Origin of the sequence: Marinifilum breve (assembly GCF_003202155.1) — a bacterium.
GTDB lineage: Bacteria > Bacteroidota > Bacteroidia > Bacteroidales > Marinifilaceae > Marinifilum > Marinifilum breve.
Genome location: NZ_QFLI01000010.1, coordinates 190,465 through 213,080 on the forward strand (window position 1 = coordinate 190,465; position 22,616 = coordinate 213,080).

The window sequence follows — 22,616 nt, forward strand, 5'->3', positions numbered from 1 at the left end:
AGGGAATTCAATTCACGAAAAAGCCCGAACCAATAAATTGATTCGGGCATGCTGTATTTAAATGAAAATAAAAGGTTCTAGTGCATAATGAAATTTCTAAAATGCTTCATGAACTGTACTCTCTGGTAAGCTGCAGGATCGTTAGCATTCGACTGACACATCTTTCCTTTAAAGTCGCGAATGTTTTCGAATCCCTGGTCTTCCATCCAAGAGTAAATTTCTTTTAATAAAATGTCAATGTATTCTGGTCCGTTTTTGTAAATAACAGAAGCCAACTGAACCGCATCAGCACCAACCAATAAATGCTTGATAATGCTTTCTGAAGTATGAATACCAGTAGTTCCTGCCAATGAGCACTTCACTCTATCCGACATGATTCCAATCCATCTTAATGAATTTTTATAATCATCCGAATGAGAAAGAACCTGTCCGTTTGTAATTCCCAGGTTATGAATATCGATATCAGGACTGTAAAAACGGTTGAACATTACAATTCCATCAGCATCCATATCATCCAACTTTTTCACCATATTGGCCAGGTTCGAATGGTAAGGACTAATTTTTAATGAAACAGGAATGGCAACCTGATCTTTAACAGTTTTCAGAACATCGAAATAAATTTTTTCGTTTTCTTCGCCCGATCTGTTCATATCTGTTGGCAAAACAAACAAGTTGATCTCCATTGCATCGGCACCAGCCTTTTCAATTTCTCTCGAGAAATAGGTCCACTTTTCAGCGCTAACACAGTTAATACTTGCAATTACAGGAATCGATAAGGCAGCTTTGGCCTCTTCAATCAATCTTAAGTATTTGCGAAGAATATCCTCATGTGGCTCTTCCTGCATGTAGTCAAAAGTCTCCGGATAAATGTAAGGACGACTTGTCATGGCATGCATTTGTTCTTCCATTTCCATGATGATTTCTTCTTCGAAAAGAGATTTTAGAACAACGGCACCTGCACCATTTTCTTCCAATTCCACTAATTTTTCTACCGAATCAGTTAAACCAGAGCTGGCAACAATAATTGGATTTTTTAAATCTAGTCCTAGGTAGTTTGTAGTTAAGTTAGGCATATCAGTTAAAGTTTTGTTTGTGTGATTTTCTATCAAATTTAATTGGGGAAACAGTTTATTACAAATCAATAATCTTTATACTAAGATAGAAAATCCTGATGTTAATGTTCTGCCTATGGACATATAAATTAAGTTTTGAGCTATAAATCAGAAGATAAGGCCTAAATCCTTAAGCAGAGAAATTGAAACAGGTACCAAAAATGTTAAGCTTACGATTCTTCTTGCAGTATAATTCTTTTTTCACTTTTTTTGTGGCTTCACATTAATTGACAACAAACTAAACCAACCTTAACTGATTAAAATGGAGAAGACTGTAGTGAAAAAGAGGAGTTGGACCGATAGGTTTTTAAATGTAACGGAGAAATTCGGAAATGCCTTACCGCATCCGGCTACCTTATTTGCAATTTTTGCTGTAATGGCAATTTTATTATCGGGATTGGCATCCCTTTTCGGATGGCAGGCGGTTCATCCAGGTACCAAAGAAACCATCGAAGTGGTAAATCTATTATCCATTGAAGGATTGCATCGCATTCTGGTAGAAATGGTAGATAACTTTACCGGATTTGCACCTTTAGGAATTGTAATGGTTGCCATGTTGGGGATTGGTATTGCCGAAAGTAGTGGATTAATTGGAACATTAATTCGTAAACTGGTATTATCGGCACCTAAAAAGATGCTAACCTTTGTATTGGTACTATCTGGTATCTTATCAAATACAGCTTCTGATGTAGGATATGTACTTTTAATTCCTTTGGCAGGGATTATTTTCGTGGCGGTTGATCGACATCCAATTGCTGGTATGGCAGCTGCTTTTGCCGGTGTGTCTGGTGGATTCTCGGCCAACTTAATTCTGGGAACCATCGATCCTTTGATAGCAGGTCTTTCGCAAGAGGCTGCTCGCATTGTTGATCCTACGGTTACGGTAAATCCAACCGCCAACTATTACTTTATGGTGGCTTCTACCTTTGTAATTGCCATTGTGGGTACCTTGGTTACCGATAAATTAATTGAACCACGTTTGGGTGTATATAAAGACTCTGATTTACACAAGGAAGAAATTCATGACATTACCGATTTAGAACGCAGAGGCTTGCGTTGGGCTTTGTATGTAGTGATTTTTTTAACTGCCATTACCCTTTGGGGATTGATTCCGGAAGATGGATTCTTTAGAGGACCAGATGGTGGATTCTTAACTTCACCTTTAATTAAAGGGGTAGTAGCCTTGCTATTTTTAGGAGCAGGAGGATGTGGTATTGCATACGGATTTGGAGCCAAAGTTTTCAAAAACGATGCTGATATCATGAAGGGAATGGCTAAATCGATGCAATCCCTTGCCGGATACTATGTACTTGTATTTTTTGCAGCGCAATTTGTTGCCTATTTCAAATGGTCGAACTTGGGGGTAATTATGGCCATTAAAGGGGCAGGAGCATTGATGGCTGCCGAAATTGGTATGATTCCATTAATGATTCTTTTCGTGCTTCTTTCGGCACTTATTAATATGCTTATGGGATCGGCATCGGCAAAATGGGCCATTATGGCACCAATTTTCATCCCGATGTTTATGCTGATGGGTTATTCGCCGGAACTGTCGCAGGTGGTGTACCGAATAGGGGATAGTGTTACCAATGTAATTTCTCCAATGATGAGTTTCTTTGCTTTAATCATTGCTTATTTCCAGAAATACGAAAAGAATGCAGGTATTGGAACCATTATTGCGACCATGTTGCCATATTCGGTTGCATTTTTCGTGGTTTGGGTGATTGTTTTGATGGTTTGGATTCTTCTAGGATTGCCATTGGGACCAGGAGCTGGCCTTGAATACAGCATGCCGCAATAAAATTTCAAAAAAAAATGCTGCTCAAATGAAATATTTCTTTTGGGTGTAAAAATATGAATCTCAGTACTTGTGGGGCTTTCCGCCTTATGTGCTGAGATTTTTTTATCACTTTTTTTTCAAAAAAATGTAGTTTTTGTTTTGCGAGAATCAAACAAAGGTCTATATTTGCATCGCATTCAAAAGCAATGCCCAGGTGGCGGAATTGGTAGACGCGCTGGTCTCAAACACCAGTGGGGCAACCCGTGCCGGTTCGATCCCGGCCCTGGGTACTAAAAAAATCCTTTCGATGATATTCGGAAGGATTTTTTTTTATGCTATTTTTCAATGTAAATGATCTTGGTATAAGCATATGAAAATGGCTATCGCATGTATATTAAAATTGCTTTGTAAGGCGAAACTATTATTCTCCGGTACTTGTTTCTTCCACCACACTCTCTGATTCCTCATCTTCGCTATGCGATGTTGATTTGTTTGAGCCAAACAAAACATAGTCGTTATAAAATGCTTCGTTCTTGTGTTCCCATATTCTTTTTCCTACATCACAAAGTTCCGAAATCATCTTATAAAGTTCGCTACCCTTATTTAGGCGTTCTATGCTTTTTTGTTCGCGAACCGCTATGGCATCGGCCTGAGCATCTATGGCATCATCCAGTGCCTTGGTAGCAGATTCGGCAGCGGTGAAATCCTCAAGGGTTAAATTCCGCTTCGCCAATTCATCAGGCATTAACCTGGCGGTTTTAATTACATGCGATGCATAAGGGATCAATTCTTTATCGTTAAGTTTCTTTAAGCCAGTAAATCGAAACATTCTGTATTCTTTCGTATGCTCACCCAGAGCCAATTTCGATTTAAATGCAAACTCACCAAGAATTTCTACCAATTTGCCTTTACAATTCTCTTTCTTGTTGGTGGCCAATACCTTTTGTCCTTCCCAAAACATATCCGATTCTACCTGTTTAAAGGCAAGACATTTTGCGGCAACCTCTTCATTAACATTTTCGGCATAGCCATACTTTTGAAATTCTGTGATATCGCGCTGTACGACCATAGCTACTCTATCGCTACGTTGTATTAATTCAGGGTAACTTAGATTAATGGTTTTGTTTTCTTTCATCTGTTTTGAATTTTGATTTAATAAATGATTCAATAATAGTTATGTAGTAAAAGTTAAATTATGCATATTGAGTGATTCTTCTAAGAAAGAATGAAGTCTTCGGATATATTTACAAAAAGACTTTTGCCTCCAAGTGCTTTTAAATAAGCTATAAATTGATATTTTTTTAAGTCTTGTACATATCGTTCATTCTAATTTAGCTAATAACAGTGTTACACTTTATGTGTGTTTTGAATATAACTGAAAGGATGGTGTTTTTATTATTATGAATTGTAGAAAAATTCATAATTGTTAATAAAATAGCCTTATGATTAAAGATACTTGGCTTACGAATAAATAACCCCACCTTAGAGAATAACAGACCATCCATACCAATAAGTAAGACTACCATACTAGTAAGAAGAACCAGCTTACGATATGCTAATCCCAGCATACGAACCAAGAAACTTGCCGTAGGTGTTAAAAAATTGGTGCTATTTGTTAATAACCCCAACGGGGATGACAAAAAATAGAACGGGAGTGAGAAGTCCTAGTAGGAGGATGAGATCAGATTGCTAAAGACTAATATATAATACCAGAAGATTGCTATGTCGTATGAAGAGGATAATTGTATGTATTAAACAAACAATAATATCGTATGGTAAATGCCATTAAAAATAGGGAAGGAGGTTTTGAAAATAGATAGGGGAAGTGGAATTATAGGACAGAATTAACAGGAGGTAGTATTAGAACTTATCTCAATGTATGATTCTTGAAATAAACAGCCTCAAGAGGAAATCAATTGAATAAAGAATACTTCCTTCAATATAAATTCTTTGGAAATGAATGGATCAAGTATATTTGCACCCATTAAAACACACAACACTAATACTAACAATAAACAATTGATGAGAGAGATGAGCATAGATCTTATATTCATGCTAACCAGGGATGATAAAACAGTACAAGATGCCAGAAAGTATGTGAAGGAAATTGTGGCAGAGGGCGTAAAACATATCGGTTTTAAAGATGTTGGTTTGCCTTTTGAAGATCTGAAAGAATTAACACAAGATTTGAGGCAGGCAGGAGTTACGGTTTACCTGGAAGTGGTAAGTTTAGATTCGGAGAGCGAAATCAACTCAGCAAAGGTGGCAATGGATTTAAATGTAGATTACCTGTTGGGCGGTACAAGACCAGAACTAATTGCTCCTTTGGTGAAAGATCATTCATTAAAATATTATCCTTTTGTAGGTCGCGTTGAAGATCACCCAAGTATTTTGAAGGGAAGCATTACTGAAATAGCTACACAAGCCGAAGAAATAACTAGTCTTGATGGTGTAGATGGATTGGATTTATTGGCTTATCGCCACGCCGAGGAAGATATTCCAAGTTTAATTAAAGAAGTATGTAAACTATCAAAAAAGCCGATAATTGTAGCTGGCAGTATTGATAGTGTATCGAGGATAGAAGCCGTAAAAGCAACCAATGCTGCTGCTTTTACGGTAGGAACGGCAGCCTTTGAACGTTCATTCCCAGCCAACAAACCAGGGGTTGGAGGACAGGTTGAATGTATTCTAAAAACTTGTGCAAGTTAAGTTCGAATAAAAGCAACAATCTGTAAAATTTTACATTCTTTAACACTTCTTCTCATTTGTTAACCGAAATGTTAAATACATTTGTTACAGACAAAAGAGATAGATTAGGTTTTTTCATAGAATAATAGATTAGGAGTTTAAATAGATTACCCGGCTTACCAGCCGGGTTTTTTATTTTGTATACATTTCTAGAAAACGGAGCTTAAGTTTCTTTAACTTCCTTTGAGACCATTTAACGATTAAATGAGATACTTTTACAATAGAGAAAACAAACAAGTAGTTTCTCTTAGATTTAGGTTAGTAAATAGTGGTTAGTAAAGAAAGCTTAGGGTGGTGCCTAAGCTTTTTTCGTTTGTAGCAAGTACTTGTATACTGCACCATGCGCAAGGAATTTTGGCTGGGACGGAATTTATTTTAAATAAAATATAGAATTAAGTGAACATATTTTGTAGATTTGTATATCAATTAACAGTTTAATCTTTTTTAATATAAAATCCCAACCATGAAAAAATCAATAGTTATATTATTTGTGCTGATTGGATTTTCATTAAGTGCACAGAATACGAAACTTGAAGTATTAAAAGAATTTGTTGCAGGTTCAATAAGTTTTAATGATGAATTTGCAGATTTAGGACAACCAATTGTTACCATCAATAAATTAGCAGAAAAGCAAGCTGATAAAACAATTGACTTGACCAAAGAGAATATCAAAGAAACATTGGAACTTGCTAAAACTTACAAAACCTGTATTATTACTGTTGGTGTACATACCATTGTAAAAATTACCGATTTTGAGAATTGTAGTCCAAGTGGTGCTTGGGGAGCAAATATGCCAATGGCAAAAGGATATGTTCAGAAAGCTGGTGTATTGAACGAGAAGAATGACTATATCAAAAACATCATTGGTCGACCAGGATCTCAGGAGAGAAAAGTTTTTCTTTTTAAATAAAGAAATCAAAATAATTAAAAAGCCCGATATGAATTCATATCGGGCTTTTGTTTTTATTGATAGTCGTAAATTTCGAAAGTAACACGTCTGTTGTTGGCCCTGCTTTGATTGTCGGTATTTGCCACAACTGGATTGCTTTCTCCGTGTGGAATAATGATAATTCGATTGTCGGGTACACCATTTAAAATTAAATAGTTTTTAACCGTTGTAAGGCGTTTATAGGCCAATTCGATATTTGAGTCATCCGAACCAATATCATCGGTATGTCCATGCATTTTAAGAATGTAAGAATTGTTTTCTACCATCATTTTGATAACGGTAACCAGTTTCCTGCGAGAATATTCGGTTAATTCATATTTACCAAAGGCAAAATAGATATTTTCCAAACGCTCTTCCATTTCGATTCTTTCTTCTTTTTGTTCAGGACAGCCATTGTTTGCTGCAATACCAGGAATCTCAGGACAATAATCTTCACTATCTACCACACCATCCTGATCAGAATCAACAGGACAACCATTTTCATCAACAATATAGAAAGGTGGAGTTCCCGGGCAATCGTCCTTTTCATCAGGTACACCATCCCGATCTTCATCACTCATTTTCTCTTCTTTCTCCATCTGTTCCAACTCTTGGCGCAAGCGGTCAATCTTTTTGTACTTTTCAGCCAATAATGATTTTAAGGTGCTCACATCATTGTCCAGAATTCTTTCCGGTTCTCTTTTCTTTTTTGATTTTAATCGATATCCGATAAGGAATTCATGATTATTGGAAGAATATCTTCCTGTTTTCTGAATGCCAATATCGTAAGAATACCCAATTACAAAGTTCTTTAATACATTCACACCCACATTTAATCCAACCGAAAAATCGTCTCTGTAGTTTACTGCAAACCAACCTTTGTCTGCAAGTTTGGCGATAACATTTACATCAAACTGAACAGGAGAGCTATCGGCATATCTCATCATAAGGTATGGCGTAACACTCAGGTCTTTAATGCGCGGAATTTTAAACTCATAACCTCCGCTTAACATGGCATGACGAACCAGGTTGTATGATGATTCAGATCCATCATTGCTTTCACTCACCGAATTGTTTAAAAGTTGTGGAATGGTTAAACCCACCACAACATTTTTATAGGTGTAATACAAACCCATATTGGCCATGAGTTCGGTATTTTTAAAATCTGTATTAATTAGGTAAGGATCATCGGGATTTGCTCTTAAATCCTTCATGTTTACCCTAAAATCGGATATTCCGGCAGACAGACCAAATCTTAAAAAGTGATCGGTAGCAATTTCAAGCCTGTAAGAATAGCTTGCCAAAGCTTGTGTGTTGTCAAAAATTCCAACATTGTCGTTTACCAGGCTAAAACCAAGTCCGTATTTTGCTTCTTTTAGAGCAGCATCGGCAGTAAAAACATGTGTAACCTGTCCGCCATCAAAATCGGCAAATTTCTGATTTCTTAACATGTATGCATTAAACAGGTTGTTGGCTCCTGCAGCAGCAGGGTTGTACACTGTGGGATTGATATAGTATTGGTCGAGCAAGGGAACCTGCTGCGCCTTTAGCTTATTTCCGCAGAAACAAACCAGAATAAAAATGAATATCGGAATATATTTAGTAAGGTAAAATTGTTTCATTGCTGCGTGGTTTTAATTTCCCAGAATTGATAAGCTTCCTTTTACAGGTTTAATTTCTCCTGATTCAAATTCAATTAGATAATAGTATGCACCATTAGGTAGAATTGAACCGTTAAAGCTTCCTTTCCAATCGTTTTGATATGATTTAGAGTGGTAAACTTCCTGACCGTAGATATTAAAAATGTATACTTCCGGGTTTCCTAAACTCGGATCATAATGAATCTTCCAGGTATCATTTATTCCATCTCCATTAGGAGTTAAAGCGTTATTAACAATGATCTGTTGATCTTCATCCAGTTTTATTTCAACCAATTGTCCGGCATCAGAAGAGCGACATGCATTTCCATCAACTACCAAAACCTGGTAGGTGCCAGATTCAAGATTGGTAAGTTCATAAACTGGATTATCGCTTGTTGTAGTTTCTCCTGGATTAATGATGTAAGTATAAGGAGCAACACCTTCCGAAACCGAAATTACCAGGTTACCATCGTATCCCGTGTGTACATCGGTGCTTACAATCTGTAATTTTGGATTGCTTTGTAGTGTGTAATTCGGTTTTGCTGCAATTAGTTCATCCTTACAGTTTCCAACACTTACAAACAAGTTAGAGTTGATGTTTGGAACAATATCTTCAAATACAATTGGACCTCCATCTCCAACAATTTCCGAAAGGATGTTGTCACCATCCTGAAGAACGTATTCAATGCCAGAAATTGTACTGGTCAATTCAATATCAATGGCTTCTCCCTCACAAAACTCTTCCGGAGTAGCAAAGTTTTCAACAGAATTGGTGCTGATATCTGGAACAGTAATTAATTTGGTATTGTCAAGAGCAAGTGGATCAGTACAAACTGTTTCGTGTGCATAAACTGTATATGTACTACTAGTGCTCGGATATTGTTCTGGAAACTGAATGGTGCCACCATTTCCAACTACATTGGGTTCGATTAGCTTGCTGCCATCATGCAATTGATAAAAAATATCAGCTTGACTGTTTTCTACCGAAATAACTACCTCTTCGCCTGCACAAATGGTATCGCGATTGCTTAAAATGATTTTGCTGATTTCAGGAGAGTGGTGTACATCAACATCCACTGTGTATCGAATGTCAACTGGAGCCAAACATCTTTCACCTAATGCTTCAATTCTATAAGTGGTTGAATTGGCAGGAGCTGTTGGTTCAAAGTGAATCTCTTCGTTATTGCCTGTTATAGGAGAGCCAATGGCTGTGCTTTCTTCCCAAAGTTGATATTGAACTCTTGTGTCGGTGGGAGTTAGTGAAATAACAACTTGCTCACCTTCACAAATGGTATGTTTATCGATTGTAGGATGAAGATGAATTTCTGGTTGTAAACCAACATTAACTCTTATGCTTTCATCGAGATATTGCTGGGTACCACAAGCATCGTTGGTAGCGATTATCTGGTAGGTTACCGAACGGAAAGGTGAGAATTCAGGAAATGATAAGGCCGAACCTGTCCCATCAATAGCGTCGCCTTCCAGATAGGTACCATCAAAAAGTTGATATTTTACGCCTACTTCACTTGAATCAATGGAGATAATGGTATTTTCTCCAACACAAATTTCAGGTTCTGAAATGCTAACATCCATTGTTGTAACTGGCAATGCAATCACTGCTAGATCATATTTGTTTTGTAAATCAAGTCTGTCATTACACCCAGCCATGGTGGTTTCCACAATGTAGGTGGTACTTGTTGTTGGCGAAACCGAGGTAAAGTTAACTGTTCCGCTATTTCCGGTTGCCATGTCCAGAACCGATCCGGTTTGATCCTTTAACCAATAAGACAAACCAGCTTCAGAATTTTCAACTGAAATTACCACAGGTGTATTTAAGCTTTCACAAATCTGAGTGTGATCTGCTGTAACTGCTAAATCGAGTTTTGGTCCAGTGTTTACAGTAATGTTACTGGTGTTTGGATAAAGAACAGGAGAGGCACATAGTAAGTTTTGTGCTTGAATACTTAGCGTTTGCGATTGTTTAGGCTTAATAAAAATGCTAATGTCAGTGCCATTGCCTTCAACTTCTCCTAATTTTCCTTCGATGCTACCAATCACTTCATACTTGATTGCATTTTCGCTTCCGGTAATGGTAACTGCAATAATTTCACCTTCGCAAATTGTGGCGGGATCAACAGAATAATTGATTGTGCCTGCAGGTTGCGGATGCACCGTAACTGCGACTTGATTGGTGAACTCGTATACATTTGAGCAGGTAGATTTTATTGCATCTACCAGGTAATTGTTAGTGCTAAGCGGACTAATTGCTGGAAAATCGATTTGACTGCCATTGCCGGCAATAGGAGTACCAATGTTTCCAGATGCATCCTTCAATTGATATTGCACATCGTTCTCGGTGTTTTCAATACTGATAATTGTTGATTCACCTTCGCAAATTTCAGCAGAATTTGCTTTTATAACAAGATCCAAATCAGGTTTTGGATTTACAGTAATTGTGGCTTTCTGATTTAAGGTGTTTACCTTACTACAATTGTTTTTAATTGCTTGAATTTCGTAGGTTGTTGAAGAGCTTGGTGAAATATTAAATTCAATACTTCCACCGTTTCCTTTGATGCTCGATCCAATTGTTGAACTTCCATCATACAATTGATAATTCACATCATTTTCACTTCCATCTACGAAAATAGAAATGCTCTCACCTTCACAAATATCAGCAAAGTTTGGTGTTACATTAAGCGTGATATCAGCCTGTGGCTTTACTGTAATCTCAATGGTATTATCTAAATCTTTAGTTTCAGAACACTCTGTTGAGTTAATTTCAACATGGTAGGTGGTAGTTGCGTTAGGGCTTACTCCTGCAAAAGAAATTGAATTTCCATCGCCTGTTATTGGAGTTCCTACCGGATTCGTACCATCAGTAAGTTGATATTCCACTCCATTTTCAGATTCCTCTAGACTAATCACGGCAGTTTCGCCAATACAAAGCTCGGTATCATCCGCATTTAAGTTGATATCTGTTCTTGGAGTTGTTCCTACAGTTACCAATATTTTTTGATCCAGATTGTAATAGTTCAAACAACTAGGACCAAAAGCTCTCAGTGTATATAGCTCCGTACTTGTTGGTGTTAAGGTAAATATCAGGTTGCTGCCATTTCCTGTTAATGGTCCTGCAACATATGTACTACCATCAAAAATTTGGTAGTCAATTCCAATCTCCGAATTTTCTATGGTAATGTTTACCGATTCGCCAATACAAATTTGATTATTATCTGCGTAGGCAACTAGATCAATTTTTGGAGCAGCTGCCACATTAATTGAGGCAGTGTTGTTTAGCATGATCTGATCGTAACATGAACCACCACTGATAAATATCTGGTAGGTAGTATTACTAGCTGGAAAAACTTGTGGGAATGGAATTGTTACTCCATTTCCATCTATTGCAGGAGGAAAGTCATCGGGTCCATTATTTAAAAGATATTTGTAGCCAAGTTCAGTGTTTTCGACCGAAATGATTACACCTTCGCCTTTACAGATCTGTGTTTCAGATGCGGTAACCAATAAGTTTAAATTAGGTCCTGCACTAACCGTTACAGTAATGGTCTCTGTCAGATCAATGCTTTCGCTGGTACTTGTATTGGTAGCGGTAACGCTATAAGTTGTCGTTATATTTGGTTGTGAATTAAACGATATTTGTGCGCCAGTTCCATTTATTGGAGTGCCCTCGTTCACTCCATTGGCTTTAAGTTGGTATTCAACACCAACTTCACTACTTTCTAAAAATATACTTATGGTTTCTCCTTCGCATATTGCTGATTTGTCAATGCTTAAATCAATCGAGCTGTCAGGTGGTGCCTGTGCTGCAATTACAACAAATTGACTGGAGAATAACAGAAAAACAAATAAAAGAGTAGTATGTAGATAGGGGTAGAAATGCTTCATTCAATAGATTTAGATTATAGTGGATTTATAAAGCTTGTAATTCATTGGTTTTTCGAAAAAATAGTTGAATGAAAAATGAATTCAATAGATATTCTTTAATATTTTGATTTTTTTAAGATTTCAAACAATTTTTTAATACGATAAATAAGTAGATTTGTTTGTTGAATCTTATTGGTATTTAGTTTGTTAGGGATATAAATGGTAAATACACGATTTAGAATCCAATATATACAACTCTACCTATTATGCTGTGATAGACACCTTGCACTAAAAATAGCTAAAAAATTGACAAATCGACGGATATCAAAGATAAATGTATTTTATTTTGCTGTCAATCGATTATGGTAAATTGTGAGGATTCCTAAAATATCAGGGTGAACTACCAATATATTTTTATACATTTGTTAGAATTACATAATATGGATTGAAAATATGATGAATAAAGAATCAGTGAGTGTGTTAAGTAAGCAAGATAAGTTAGACAGGAGATATTTGAGAATGGCTTTGGTGTGGGCTGAAAATTCATATTGTAAAAGAAGGCAGGTGGGAGCGTTAATCGTAAAAGATAAAATGATCATCTCAGACGGTTACAATGGAACACCTTCTGGCTTCGAAAATGTATGCGAGGATGACAACTTTAAGACCAAACCTTACGTACTACATGCAGAAGCCAATGCTATTACCAAAGTTGCCAAGTCGGGTAACAGTAGCGAAAATGCTACTTTATATGTTACCGCTTCCCCTTGTATTGAGTGTGCAAAGTTGATTATTCAAGCCGGAATTGTTCGAGTTATCTATTCTGAAGAGTATCATAGTACCGATGGAATTGATTTATTGAAAAGAGCTGGTATTGATACAAAGTATATCAATCTGAACAAAGAGAATTAAAACAAAATACATGAGTTACAACAATAAAAGAAGTGCAATATTCTTACCAATTCTGCTAACCTTAGCCATTGTAGTTGGTATGTTTATTAACTCCCTGTTTCAAGGAAACAGTAAAGGAGAATCAACTATTTTCCAGCTGCCTAAAGCGGGCAGTAAGTTGGAGGTTGTTTTAGATATGGTTGAATCGGATTATGTAGATACAGTTAGTTCTGCAGATTTGGTAGAGCAGGCAATTCCTGCGCTGCTGAAAGATCTTGATCCGCATACCGTATACATTCCAGCTAAGGATTTACAGAGGGTAAATGAAGATTTGAAAGGAAATTTTGGAGGGATTGGCGTGCAGTTCATTCGTTATCAGGATACTGTTGCCATTGTGCGTGTAATTCCAGGTGGACCTTCTGAATTGGCAGGCATTAAGGCTGGCGACAGAATGGTTACCGTTAATGATACTTCCATTGTTGGTAAAGACCTAAAAGATAATGATATCATTGGTCGATTGAAAGGACCCAAAGGTACTCCGGTAAAAGTTGGTGTTTATCGCAGAAGCAGCAATGAGACTTTAGAAATGGAATTGTTGAGAGGATCGATACCAGTTCCAAGTGTTGATGTTGCTTACATGATTAACAACGAAGTTGGATACATTAAGGTTAGTCGTTTTGCAGCAACTACTTATTTCGAGTTTTCAGAAGGATTGGAGAGGTTGGAATCCGAAGGAGTGAAGAAGCTGATTGTTGACCTTCGAGGAAATACAGGAGGTTATTTGTCTGAGGCAACCAACATGATCAATGAATTTCTTTCCGAAAATAAAATGATGGTTTATACCGAAGGTAAATCACAACCAAGAACCGATTACAAATCAAATGGCAGTGGTAGGTTCCAGGATTTACCGGTTATTGTGCTGATTGATGAGGTTTCGGCTTCGGCAAGTGAAATTTTTGCAGGTGCAATACAAGATAATGATAGAGGAAAAATTGTAGGGCGCCGTTCCTTTGGTAAAGGTTTGGTACAAGAACAGAGACGATTGCCTGATGGTTCGGCTTTGCGTTTAACCGTTGCACGTTATTACACACCAACCGGCCGATGTATTCAGAAACCATACAACAATGGAAAAGAAGAATATTACAATGATTTGAACCTGCGATTTATTCATGGAGAGTTCGAGAAAAAAGATTCCATCCATTTTAATGATTCATTAAAGTTTACAACTCCAGGAGGAAATACCGTTTACGGAGGAGGTGGTATCATGCCAGATGTTTTCATTCCAGTTGATACTTCAGGATACTCAAATTATTTCCGAGATTTGAGAAGAAAAGGAATCATCTACCAGTATGCATTCTCTTTTGTTGATAAGTACAGAGAGCAGATGCAAGGCTTAAAAACTCACAAGGACGTTTTAAATTTTGTGAAGGATAAAGCCATTGTTAAGAACCTGGTAGCTTACGCCGATAAAAAAGGAGTAAAACCAGATTCAAAAGGATTAAGACAATCGCGCAAAGTGATAGAAACACAATTGAAAGCTTATATTGCTCGCGATTTAATTGATGATATCGGATTTTATCCAATCATTAGGGAACTGGATAAAACTTTAATAGAAGCCGAAACACACTTTTAGAATAAGGTTATCACACAAAATAGAAGAAGAGACTTGCTGCATGGTGAGTCTCTTTTTTTGCTTACTTTTTGATCGATGCAAAAAGTAAGAGCCATCCGGCTTGAGCAAAGTAAAGTTAAAGAATCAGAGGATAATATTTTCAATTAATAATTGATTTAGTAGCCCACTATATTCCATATTGAACCCTTTTTTAATTGTAATTATAGCATTGCTAACAACAGATAACGGTACGCTGTACCTTTATTTTTTAATATTGAAACTACCTATAAATATCATGGTGCTCCGCACCTTAGTAATGATCTACTTTTTCTTGTGAGAAAAGCAGCAGCGCTGCGTAAGATTTATAGCCTTATCATTTGAGTTTTTTTAGTAGGTGCAGCGCACCGTAACCTTTATTTCAGCTGGTATCTTTATCTAATCAAGAAATTTTCCAGTTTAAAAAAAATCAAAGCCAATTAAACCTTCCAACTTTTCAAAAGTCAAAGAACCGAATTCGATTTTAAAAAGCGCTGAAATTTAGTAAATGAGAACATTAAAATTTTAGATATATGAAACGATCAGTTATAGTTGGAATGATTTGCATGTTTGTGGTGGCTGGAATGTCGAACCTATATGCACAACAAAATAGAGGGCAACGCGGACAAAGAAACGTACAATGCCAAAAAGGTGAGCGTTGTAATCTTAGCGATGCACAAAAAGAACAAATGAAAGAGGCGCGTACCAAGTACGCAAAGCAAACTCTTGATATCAAGAATGAATTAAACGAATTGCAAGCAAAGCAACAAACTTTGGTTTCGGCAGAGAAACCAAATCAATCGCAAGTTTATGCCAATATCGATAAGATGACTGCATTGAAAAAGGAATTGCACCTTCAGAAATTAGATATGCGAATGGAAATGCGTTCGTTTTTAACTGAGGAGCAATTGTTACGTGCTGATGCCCGACCAAATCACCGCAAGGGAATGAAACAAGGCCGTGGAGGAAAGAAGGGAATGGCACAGGGCAGAATGCAAGGGAAACGTGGACAAGGAAAAATGCAAGGCAAAAGAGGCATGCAAGCTGGCAAAGGAAAACGAAATATGTTGGACTTGAATGATGGTCAGCAGGCAAAAATGAAAGAATTGCGTTTGGCTCACATGAAAGATACCAAATCGTTACGCGATGAGGCCGAAGAATTAAGATTGAAACAAAGAAACTTAATGACGGATGAAAATCCAGATAAGAAAGTATTGGTTGCCAATGTAAACCGCTTGGCGGATATCCAAAACACTTTGGCAAAAAAGAAATTCGACCATAAAATGGAAGTTCGCCAAATTCTTGACGAAGATCAGTTGGTAATTTTTATGAGTAGAGCAGGCAAAGGTTTTCATAGAGGCCACAACAGGTGGTAACACTGGATATAATTAGGTTAGGAGAGGTTCTTTTTTAGAACCTCTTTTTTGTGAAAGGCTCAAATAGTTAAGCTAAAAAAAAAGTCCAATTACATTTTAGTAATTGGACCTTAAGTTTTTTCGATCTGAACGTATAAACTTACTATATCGCTTTCGAAAACATCTTATCGCCACCTTTTTGCGAGTAGCGCAGTTTATTATCGAATGGTTTGGCAATGTTTCTCAAGAAAATCATACCCAAATCGGTAACGATTAACTTTTCTTCGTCTAGTTCAATAATTCCTTCTTCTTTCATTACGCTCAGTTCTTCGCTAATGCTTTCGGGAAGGTATTTTTGTAATTCATCGGTAAAGAACAATTCGCGACGACAAGTAATGTCTAGTATGGCACGCTTTACGGTCAAATCTTCATCCGTAAGGAAATAACCTTTCACCAAATCTAATTCTCCTTTTTCGCAGGCTGCTTGGTACAAATGAATCTCCTTTGGGTTTTGCGCATAAGCATACTTGGCATCAGAAATAGATGATGCGCCCAGGCCAATCAGCAATTCGGTGTGGGAAGTATTGTAGCCCATAAAATTTCGGTGCAGACGCTTTTCTTCTCTGGCCACGAAGAGTTCGTCGTGAGGCAAAGAGAAGTGATCCATACCAATATCGCTGTAGTTGAGTTCTGCTAATTTTTCTTTTCCCAAATCGTACAAAGCACGCTTGGCTGCACTATCAGGAATATCGGCATCGGTAAACATGCGCTGCCCTTTGGTTTTCCAAGGTACATGTGCATACGAATAGTAGGCAATTCTATCTGGTTTCAGTTCCGAAACTTTCTCGAAAGTATCGCGAACCGATGAAATTTGTTGCTTAGGCAATCCGTAAATCAAATCGAAATTCACCGATTGGTAGCCAATTTCTCTGGCTGCTTCGGTTACTTCTTTTACAATTTCGAAACTTTGTTTGCGGTTAATCACACGCTGTACTTCAGGATCGAAATCCTGAACTCCATAACTTACCCTACGGAATCCAACATCATACAGCGCTTGCAAATGTTCACGTGTGGTATTGTTCGGATGTCCTTCGAAACTGAATTCATATTTTGGATGTAAATCGGCATGTTCTTTAATGCCATTAATCAGTTTTTTCAGGTTTTCAGGACTAAAGAATGTAGGAGTTCCACCACCCAGGTGTAATTCTCTTAGAACAGGTTTTTCCCCGAAAGTATCAAGATACACTTTCCATTCCTGCAAGAGAGAATCGATGTATTTGTCTTCAACGCCATGATCGCGAGTAATTACCTTGGTACAGGCACAATAAGTACAAAGACGTTCGCAATAGGGTAGGTGCACGTAAATGCTAATTCCTTTTGTAGAATTCGATTCATCAAAAGTACGTTTAACTACTTTTAACCAGTCTTTTGTATCTGGTCTTTCATCACCCCAAAATGGTACGGTTGGATAACTTGTATATCGTGGTACAGGAACGTTGTACTTTTCGATTAAGAGCTCTTTGTTCATGAAAAATTTCTTTTGCCTTATTCATACAAAGATATCTTTTTTTATAAGAACTTAGTCTGATAAGTCAAGATATAGAGAGAAGCTTATTTGTCAAAGATTTTGTAATTTAACAAATCTCAAATAAAATTCAGAAGTACTATGAAGCTAAACGAAGTAGTTGTTGTGATCAACCCAGGGTCAACCTCAACAAAAATTGCCTTATATAACCGAGAAGGATTGGTAGAAGATTTTGTAACCAGACATTTGCAAAAAGATTTGGATCAGTTTAATCGTGTTACCGATCAGTTCGAATACCGATTTGAAATGCTAAAAGATTGTTTGAATGATATGCTGAATGGCAAAGATTATTCGGTTGTTGGCATTGTTGGTAGAGGTGGAATAGTAAAACCATTGGAAGGTGGAACCTATCGCATTAGCCATGAATTTTTAGAAGATGCACGTACTGGAAAATATGGCGATCATGCTTCGAATTTGGGAAGTATGCTGGCAAATAAACTGGCCAATCATTTTGGTTTAGATGAAAGTTATACGGTAGATCCGGTTTCGGCAGGGAATATTATCGAAAAGGCTCAAATTTCTGGTGTCCCTGGAATTGAAAGAAATCGTAGAGGTCACCCGCTGAATATGAAAATGACCGCTCGAAAGATTGCTGCTCAACAAGGAATCGAATATGAAAAAGCCAAATATGTGATTGCTCATTTGGGAGGAGGAATTTCGATAGCATCGGTTGAAGGTGGAAAAATTACCGATGTAAATGATGCACTAATGGGAATGGGCCCATTTTCTCCCAACAGGGCAGGAGCAATTCCTACGCGTGGCATTATGGATTTGTGCTATTCCAAGTCAAGAAAAGAAGTGGAAACCTTATTGAGTAAGAATAGTGGATTGAAAGCTTATTTAGGTGTCGATGATCTGCGCGATGTATTTAAACTGATTGAAAAAGGAAACGAAAAAGCTCAATTGGTATACGATGCCTTTGTGTATCAGATTGCCAAGGAAATTGGGGCTTACCATACTGCAATGAAATGCAAAGCCAATGGAATTATTATAACTGGTGGAATTGCCTATTCTGATCGGTTTATTGCAGATTTGAAGGAATATGTGGGATGTTTGACTGAATTTTTTGTATATCCCGGAGAAAATGAAATGGAAGCATTGGCGGAAGGGGCATTCCGCGTAATTGATGGTAAAGAATTGGCAATAGAATATTAGATATGAAGATAGTTTTCTCACATGGAAAGGAAAGTGGTCCTTGGGGAACCAAAATAAAGAGATTAAGCGAAATAGCTAAAGCGCAAGGATTTGAAGTAGATAGTTTGGATTATCGTACATACGCTAATCCTGATGATAGAGTATGTCAACTTTTAAACTATTTAAAGGATGAAGAGCAGGATTTTATATTGGTTGGTTCGAGTATGGGCGGATATGTTTCTTTGGTTAGTTCGGAGTATGTAAACCCAAAAGCTATTTTTCTAATGGCTCCGGCTTTGTACCTTGAAGGATACAAGCAACAGGAATATCCATTATCTTGTAACAAAATTGAAATAATTCATGGATGGGATGATGAGGTTATTCCATTCGATCACTCTGTAAGATTTGCCAAGAAGGCAAATTGTAGTTTACATTTAATTGCAGGTGATCATAGGTTGAATTCCTCTTTAGATAAGGTGGAAAGTGTTTTCGAAAACTTCCTTAAGAAAATTTAGAATTAAAAAAAAGCCAGCTTATAACAAGCTGGCATTTTCTTTAAATATTTTGAGTTTAGAATTTTCTAAAACCAATTAATCTGCGAACTTCTTCAAGAGTTTTAGATGCACTTTCACGTGCTTTTTCAGCACCCATTTGTGTTACTCGTCGCAAATATTCTTCATCTTTCATGATATCTAAAATACGCTCACGAATTGGACTTGTAAAGTTGATGATATCTTCTGCCAACTGCTTTTTCATATCGCCGTAACGAATTTCGCAATTGTTGTATTTGTCGTTAAAGAAATCGTAAGTATCCTTTGTAGAAACAATATCCATTAAAGAGAACAAGTTCTGAATTGCCTCAGGTTTTTCCTGGTTCATTTCTGTTGGACCACTATCTGAAACCGCTTTCATCACTTTTTTACGGATATCTTTCGGGTCATCAACCAAACAGATTGCATTGCCTTCTGATTTACCCATTTTACCTGATCCATCTAATCCTGGAACTTTAATAAACTCACCTGTGTACGAATAAGGTTGAGGAATTGGGAAAGTTTCTTCACCATAAATGTTATTGAAACGGCGAGCAAATTTACGAGCCATTTCCAAGTTTTGTTCCTGATCTTTTCCTACTGGAACTTGATTTGCTTTGTGGATAATAATATCTGCAGCCATCAAAACAGGGTAGGTGAGCAAACCAGCATTTACATTTTCAGGTTGCTTACGAGCTTTATCTTTAAAAGAAGTTGTTCTTTCCAACTCACCCAAGTACGCATTCATGTTCATCAACAAATACAATTCAGGAATTTCCGGCACATCACTTTGTACGTAAACCGTTGCTTTTTCAGGATCGATTCCACAAGCCAAGTATTCTGCCAATACACGTTTTACGTTGATGTGAAGATCTGCAGGAGTTGGGTGTGTAGTCAGGGAATGCCAATCAGCAATAAAGAAAAAGCAATTGTTATCGTTTTGCATTTGCACAAAGTTCTTCACTGCTCCGAAGTAATTTCCCAGGTGTAAGTTACCTGTAGATCGAATTCCACTTACTACTGTCTTCATCATTCAATTCATTAATCGCTCAAATATGAGCTGTTTATACTTAAAAATTTTAGTTCGACAAAATTATGAAACCTATCCGATAAATAAAATAGTATTAGATAATTCTATTGTTATTGAGTATTTAAATTTGATTTCTGAGATTTGATGTTTGGGATTTCATGACAAAGCTTGTAATGTTAACCAAGCCCAAACTACATATCTACAAACTTTTCCAGCGGCCATAAACAGGGCCATCCAGTATGGATTGGTTCGTAATAACCCCAATCCAATAGGAATTAAATCACCTAAAAATGGTAGAAAAGCAAAAAAAGCGAATGCATTTCCTTTGGTTCTGAGAAATTCTTTGGATTTAATCGCTTTATCAGGTTTAATTCTTAACCATTTTTCAATTCTCTCCAATTTGCCCAAATATCCGAGGTAATACCCTGTTAAACCGCCCAACCAATTGCCTAAACTTGCTACCACTATAGTCAAGCTGATATCAAAACCAGAATAAACACAAAGACTAAGAATTGCTTCTGAGCTAAAGGGGAGAATAGTTGCAGCTAAAAAACTTGCCAGAAACAATCCCCAATATCCATATTCTATCCATTCCGCCATGCTGCAAATGTATAAAAAGCAAATGCTTTAAGAACGTGAGTTTGACATCTAACTCACTTTAAAGAACTTTAACTTTTCCCCTCTTTCACTTTTCAAGGCTTTTCAAGACTTTATTATATCTTTGTATAAAATTTAGAAAAATACATATGGAGACCACAAGACAAAGCAAAGTTTCAAGATTATTACAAAAGGACTTAGGATTAATTTTTCAGCAGGAAGGACGAAATCTATTTGGAGGAAAAATGATTTCGGTTACTACTGTAAGAATTAGCCCGGATTTGGGACTTGCTAAGGTGTATCTCAGTATTTTTCCTTCAGACAAGTCAGAAGAAACGCTAGAGGTTGTTCGCATGAACACCAAGAACATCCGTAGAATTCTAGGAACTAAAGTTGGTAAACAATTAAGAGTAGTTCCTGAATTGGCTTTTTACATTGATGATTCTTTGGATTATATCGAGAATATCGACAACCTGTTGTCATAAACTCTCCTGCCAAGTTTGAATTTACCATTTCACATAGCCAGGCGATATCTGTTTTCAAAGAAAAAGCAGAATGTTATCAATATCATTTCACTAATTTCTGTAGTTGGTGTTACGGTGGGTACTATGGCATTGGTAATTGTGTTGTCGGCCTTTAATGGTTTAAATCAATTTATCGAGCAACAGTTTAGTAGTTTCGATCCCGATTTAAAAATACTTCCGGCTAAAGGCAAAACATTTGTTCCCGATTCAATTTTTGGAGAAATCAAAAACATGGAACAAGTGGCATTCTATTCTGAAGTTCTGGAAGAAAACGCACTCCTTAAATATGGCAATCGTCAACGACCCGCAATTGTAAAAGGAGTAGATGAAAATTTTACTCTGATGACTGGCATTGATACCATGATGGCAGATGGGAACTTTGTGTTGGATACACCAAAGTATCAGTTTGCCGTGTTGGGATATGGTGTTGCATTAGATTTGGGTGTAGGTTTAACCTTTGTTGATCCGATTAAGTTTTATGTGCCGAAACGTAATGCCAAAGTAGGACACAATCCTTTGAATGCATTCAACACAGAGATAATATGGCCATCTGGTTTTTTTCAAGTTCAGCCAGATTTCGACACGCAATACACCTTGGTCCCCTTAAGTTTTGCACGAAAATTATTCAGTTATCAAAGCGAAGTAAGTGCCATAGAACTTGGAATTAATGATTCTGCAGATATTGGTGAGGTGAAATCTGAAATACAGGAAATGCTTGGCGATGATTTTCAAGTAAAGAATCGATACGAATTGCATGATGTCATTTATAAAATGATGAAGACAGAAAAAGCTGCAGTTTTCTTCATTTTAGCATTTATTTTGGTAATTGCCTCCTTTAATATCATAGGTTCATTAACCATGCTGATATTGGATAAGAAAGAAGATGTTAGCACTTTAAGAAGTCTAGGTGCAAATGAGCAAACCATTAGACAACTTTTTCTAATTGAAGGTTGTATGATTTCTGTATCTGGTGCCTTGTTAGGTGTAATTTTAGGAGTAATTGTCTGTTGGCTACAAATTAAATTTGGATTCGTAAAATTGGCTGCCGGAAGTTTCTTTATGAACTCTTATCCAGTAAATGTGCATCTTTCTGATATTTTTATCATCTTTATAACGGTTGTATTAATCGGGTATTTCGCATCGCGTTTTCCTGTACGATACATTACCAAAAGATACTTGCAGTTTAACTGATAAGTATTTCCCACTACCGATTAACGAATAGAAATCAAGTTGATTTC

Annotated in this window: 17 protein-coding genes and 1 tRNA gene; 11 read left to right on the top strand and 7 right to left on the bottom strand. The window is 36.9% G+C overall.

The window, feature by feature from the left end; translation table 11 throughout:
• Window positions 1–77: 77 nt before the first annotated feature.
• On the bottom strand, window positions 78–1,073 hold the full coding sequence (locus DF185_RS19105; RefSeq protein WP_110362628.1) for a dihydroorotate dehydrogenase-like protein: 996 nt from the start codon (window positions 1,071–1,073) through the stop codon (window positions 78–80).
• Window positions 1,074–1,374: 301 nt separating this feature from the next.
• Here DF185_RS19105 and DF185_RS19110 point away from each other — a divergent pair, with 301 nt between their 5' ends.
• Together DF185_RS19110 and DF185_RS19115 are read left to right on the top strand one after the other, a co-directional pair.
• Complete coding sequence (locus DF185_RS19110) at window positions 1,375–2,913, top strand: AbgT family transporter (RefSeq protein WP_110362630.1); 1,539 nt, start codon at window positions 1,375–1,377, stop codon at window positions 2,911–2,913.
• Window positions 2,914–3,100: 187 nt separating this feature from the next.
• Window positions 3,101–3,182: transfer RNA gene (locus DF185_RS19115), tRNA-Leu, on the top strand.
• A 131-nt stretch (window positions 3,183–3,313) separates the two neighbouring features.
• Here the strand turns inward: DF185_RS19115 and DF185_RS19120 are convergent.
• On the bottom strand, window positions 3,314–4,027 hold the full coding sequence (locus DF185_RS19120; RefSeq protein ID WP_110362632.1) for a hypothetical protein: 714 nt from the start codon (window positions 4,025–4,027) through the stop codon (window positions 3,314–3,316).
• An 821-nt stretch (window positions 4,028–4,848) separates the two neighbouring features.
• Here DF185_RS19120 and DF185_RS19125 point away from each other — a divergent pair.
• On the top strand, window positions 4,849–5,601 hold the full coding sequence (locus DF185_RS19125) for a hypothetical protein (protein ID WP_207784700.1): 753 nt from the start codon (window positions 4,849–4,851) through the stop codon (window positions 5,599–5,601).
• A gap of 502 nt (window positions 5,602–6,103) precedes the next feature.
• The gene (locus DF185_RS19130) at window positions 6,104–6,550 is read left to right on the top strand and encodes a hypothetical protein (protein ID WP_110362634.1); all 447 of its coding nucleotides are present in this window, start codon (window positions 6,104–6,106) and stop codon (window positions 6,548–6,550) included.
• Between the two features lie 53 nt (window positions 6,551–6,603).
• Here the strand turns inward: DF185_RS19130 and DF185_RS19135 are convergent, their stop codons facing one another.
• Window positions 6,604–8,190, bottom strand: coding sequence for a PorP/SprF family type IX secretion system membrane protein (locus DF185_RS19135; protein WP_110362636.1), 1,587 nt, complete (start codon window positions 8,188–8,190; stop codon window positions 6,604–6,606).
• Between the two features lie 12 nt (window positions 8,191–8,202).
• Window positions 8,203–12,108, bottom strand: a complete 3,906-nt coding sequence (locus DF185_RS19140; protein WP_110362638.1) for a T9SS type B sorting domain-containing protein — start codon at window positions 12,106–12,108, stop codon at window positions 8,203–8,205.
• A 432-nt stretch (window positions 12,109–12,540) separates the two neighbouring features.
• Between DF185_RS19140 and DF185_RS19145 the strand changes: the two genes are divergently transcribed.
• The 3 genes from DF185_RS19145 (at window position 12,541) to DF185_RS19155 (ending at window position 15,999) form a co-directional block, all read left to right on the top strand.
• A complete protein-coding gene (locus DF185_RS19145; protein WP_243421799.1) occupies window positions 12,541–12,996 on the top strand; it encodes a dCMP deaminase family protein in 456 nt (151 codons plus the stop codon).
• Between the two features lie 10 nt (window positions 12,997–13,006).
• Window positions 13,007–14,608 carry a S41 family peptidase gene (locus tag DF185_RS19150; RefSeq protein ID WP_110362640.1) on the top strand — a complete coding sequence of 534 codons (1,602 nt, stop codon included), beginning with the start codon at window positions 13,007–13,009 and terminating at the stop codon, window positions 14,606–14,608.
• Between the two features lie 548 nt (window positions 14,609–15,156).
• On the top strand, window positions 15,157–15,999 hold the full coding sequence (locus tag DF185_RS19155) for a Spy/CpxP family protein refolding chaperone (RefSeq protein WP_110362642.1): 843 nt from the start codon (window positions 15,157–15,159) through the stop codon (window positions 15,997–15,999).
• Between the two features lie 142 nt (window positions 16,000–16,141).
• On the opposite strand, the gene hemN is transcribed toward DF185_RS19155, so the two are convergent.
• The gene (hemN, locus tag DF185_RS19160) at window positions 16,142–17,506 is read right to left on the bottom strand and encodes an oxygen-independent coproporphyrinogen III oxidase (protein ID WP_110362644.1); all 1,365 of its coding nucleotides are present in this window, start codon (window positions 17,504–17,506) and stop codon (window positions 16,142–16,144) included.
• A 138-nt stretch (window positions 17,507–17,644) separates the two neighbouring features.
• On the opposite strand from hemN, the gene buk reads away from it, so the two are divergent.
• Together buk and DF185_RS19170 are read left to right on the top strand one after the other, a co-directional pair.
• Window positions 17,645–18,718 carry a butyrate kinase gene (gene buk / locus DF185_RS19165; protein ID WP_110362646.1) on the top strand — a complete coding sequence of 358 codons (1,074 nt, stop codon included), beginning with the start codon at window positions 17,645–17,647 and terminating at the stop codon, window positions 18,716–18,718.
• A 2-nt stretch (window positions 18,719–18,720) separates the two neighbouring features.
• Window positions 18,721–19,212: an alpha/beta hydrolase gene (locus DF185_RS19170; protein ID WP_110362648.1), complete on the top strand. Its 492-nt coding sequence runs from the start codon at window positions 18,721–18,723 to the stop codon at window positions 19,210–19,212.
• A 55-nt stretch (window positions 19,213–19,267) separates the two neighbouring features.
• Here DF185_RS19170 and trpS read toward each other — a convergent pair whose 3' ends face one another.
• Together trpS and DF185_RS19180 are read right to left on the bottom strand one after the other, a co-directional pair.
• On the bottom strand, window positions 19,268–20,260 hold the full coding sequence (gene trpS, locus DF185_RS19175) for a tryptophan--tRNA ligase (RefSeq protein WP_243421800.1): 993 nt from the start codon (window positions 20,258–20,260) through the stop codon (window positions 19,268–19,270).
• 153 nt (window positions 20,261–20,413) lie between these two features.
• Entirely contained in the window at window positions 20,414–20,857 is a 444-nt protein-coding gene (locus DF185_RS19180) for a YqaA family protein (RefSeq protein WP_110362652.1), read from the bottom strand.
• A gap of 146 nt (window positions 20,858–21,003) precedes the next feature.
• On the opposite strand from DF185_RS19180, the gene rbfA reads away from it, so the two are divergent.
• Window positions 21,004–21,339, top strand: coding sequence for a 30S ribosome-binding factor RbfA (gene rbfA, locus DF185_RS19185; RefSeq protein WP_054715409.1), 336 nt, complete (start codon window positions 21,004–21,006; stop codon window positions 21,337–21,339).
• 15 nt (window positions 21,340–21,354) lie between these two features.
• Window positions 21,355–22,569 (top strand): ABC transporter permease, encoded by a 1,215-nt coding sequence (locus tag DF185_RS19190; protein ID WP_207784701.1) that lies wholly within the window; start codon window positions 21,355–21,357, stop codon window positions 22,567–22,569.
• Window positions 22,570–22,616 lie beyond the last annotated feature (47 nt).

Coding starts and splice junctions, on each gene's coding strand:
- DF185_RS19155 (WP_110362642.1), top strand. CDS start 15,157: ATGAAACGATCAGTTATAGTTGGAATGATTTGCATGTTTGTGGTGGCT.
- trpS (WP_243421800.1), bottom strand. CDS start 20,260: ATGATGAAGACAGTAGTAAGTGGAATTCGATCTACAGGTAACTTACAC.
- DF185_RS19135 (WP_110362636.1), bottom strand. CDS start 8,190: ATGAAACAATTTTACCTTACTAAATATATTCCGATATTCATTTTTATT.
- rbfA (WP_054715409.1), top strand. CDS start 21,004: ATGGAGACCACAAGACAAAGCAAAGTTTCAAGATTATTACAAAAGGAC.
- hemN (WP_110362644.1), bottom strand. CDS start 17,506: ATGAACAAAGAGCTCTTAATCGAAAAGTACAACGTTCCTGTACCACGA.
- DF185_RS19145 (WP_243421799.1), top strand. CDS start 12,541: ATGATGAATAAAGAATCAGTGAGTGTGTTAAGTAAGCAAGATAAGTTA.
- DF185_RS19110 (WP_110362630.1), top strand. CDS start 1,375: ATGGAGAAGACTGTAGTGAAAAAGAGGAGTTGGACCGATAGGTTTTTA.
- DF185_RS19130 (WP_110362634.1), top strand. CDS start 6,104: ATGAAAAAATCAATAGTTATATTATTTGTGCTGATTGGATTTTCATTA.
- DF185_RS19120 (WP_110362632.1), bottom strand. CDS start 4,027: ATGAAAGAAAACAAAACCATTAATCTAAGTTACCCTGAATTAATACAA.
- buk (WP_110362646.1), top strand. CDS start 17,645: ATGAAGCTAAACGAAGTAGTTGTTGTGATCAACCCAGGGTCAACCTCA.
- DF185_RS19140 (WP_110362638.1), bottom strand. CDS start 12,108: ATGAAGCATTTCTACCCCTATCTACATACTACTCTTTTATTTGTTTTT.
- DF185_RS19105 (WP_110362628.1), bottom strand. CDS start 1,073: ATGCCTAACTTAACTACAAACTACCTAGGACTAGATTTAAAAAATCCA.
- DF185_RS19180 (WP_110362652.1), bottom strand. CDS start 20,857: ATGGCGGAATGGATAGAATATGGATATTGGGGATTGTTTCTGGCAAGT.
- DF185_RS19125 (WP_207784700.1), top strand. CDS start 4,849: ATGAATGGATCAAGTATATTTGCACCCATTAAAACACACAACACTAAT.
- DF185_RS19150 (WP_110362640.1), top strand. CDS start 13,007: ATGAGTTACAACAATAAAAGAAGTGCAATATTCTTACCAATTCTGCTA.
- DF185_RS19170 (WP_110362648.1), top strand. CDS start 18,721: ATGAAGATAGTTTTCTCACATGGAAAGGAAAGTGGTCCTTGGGGAACC.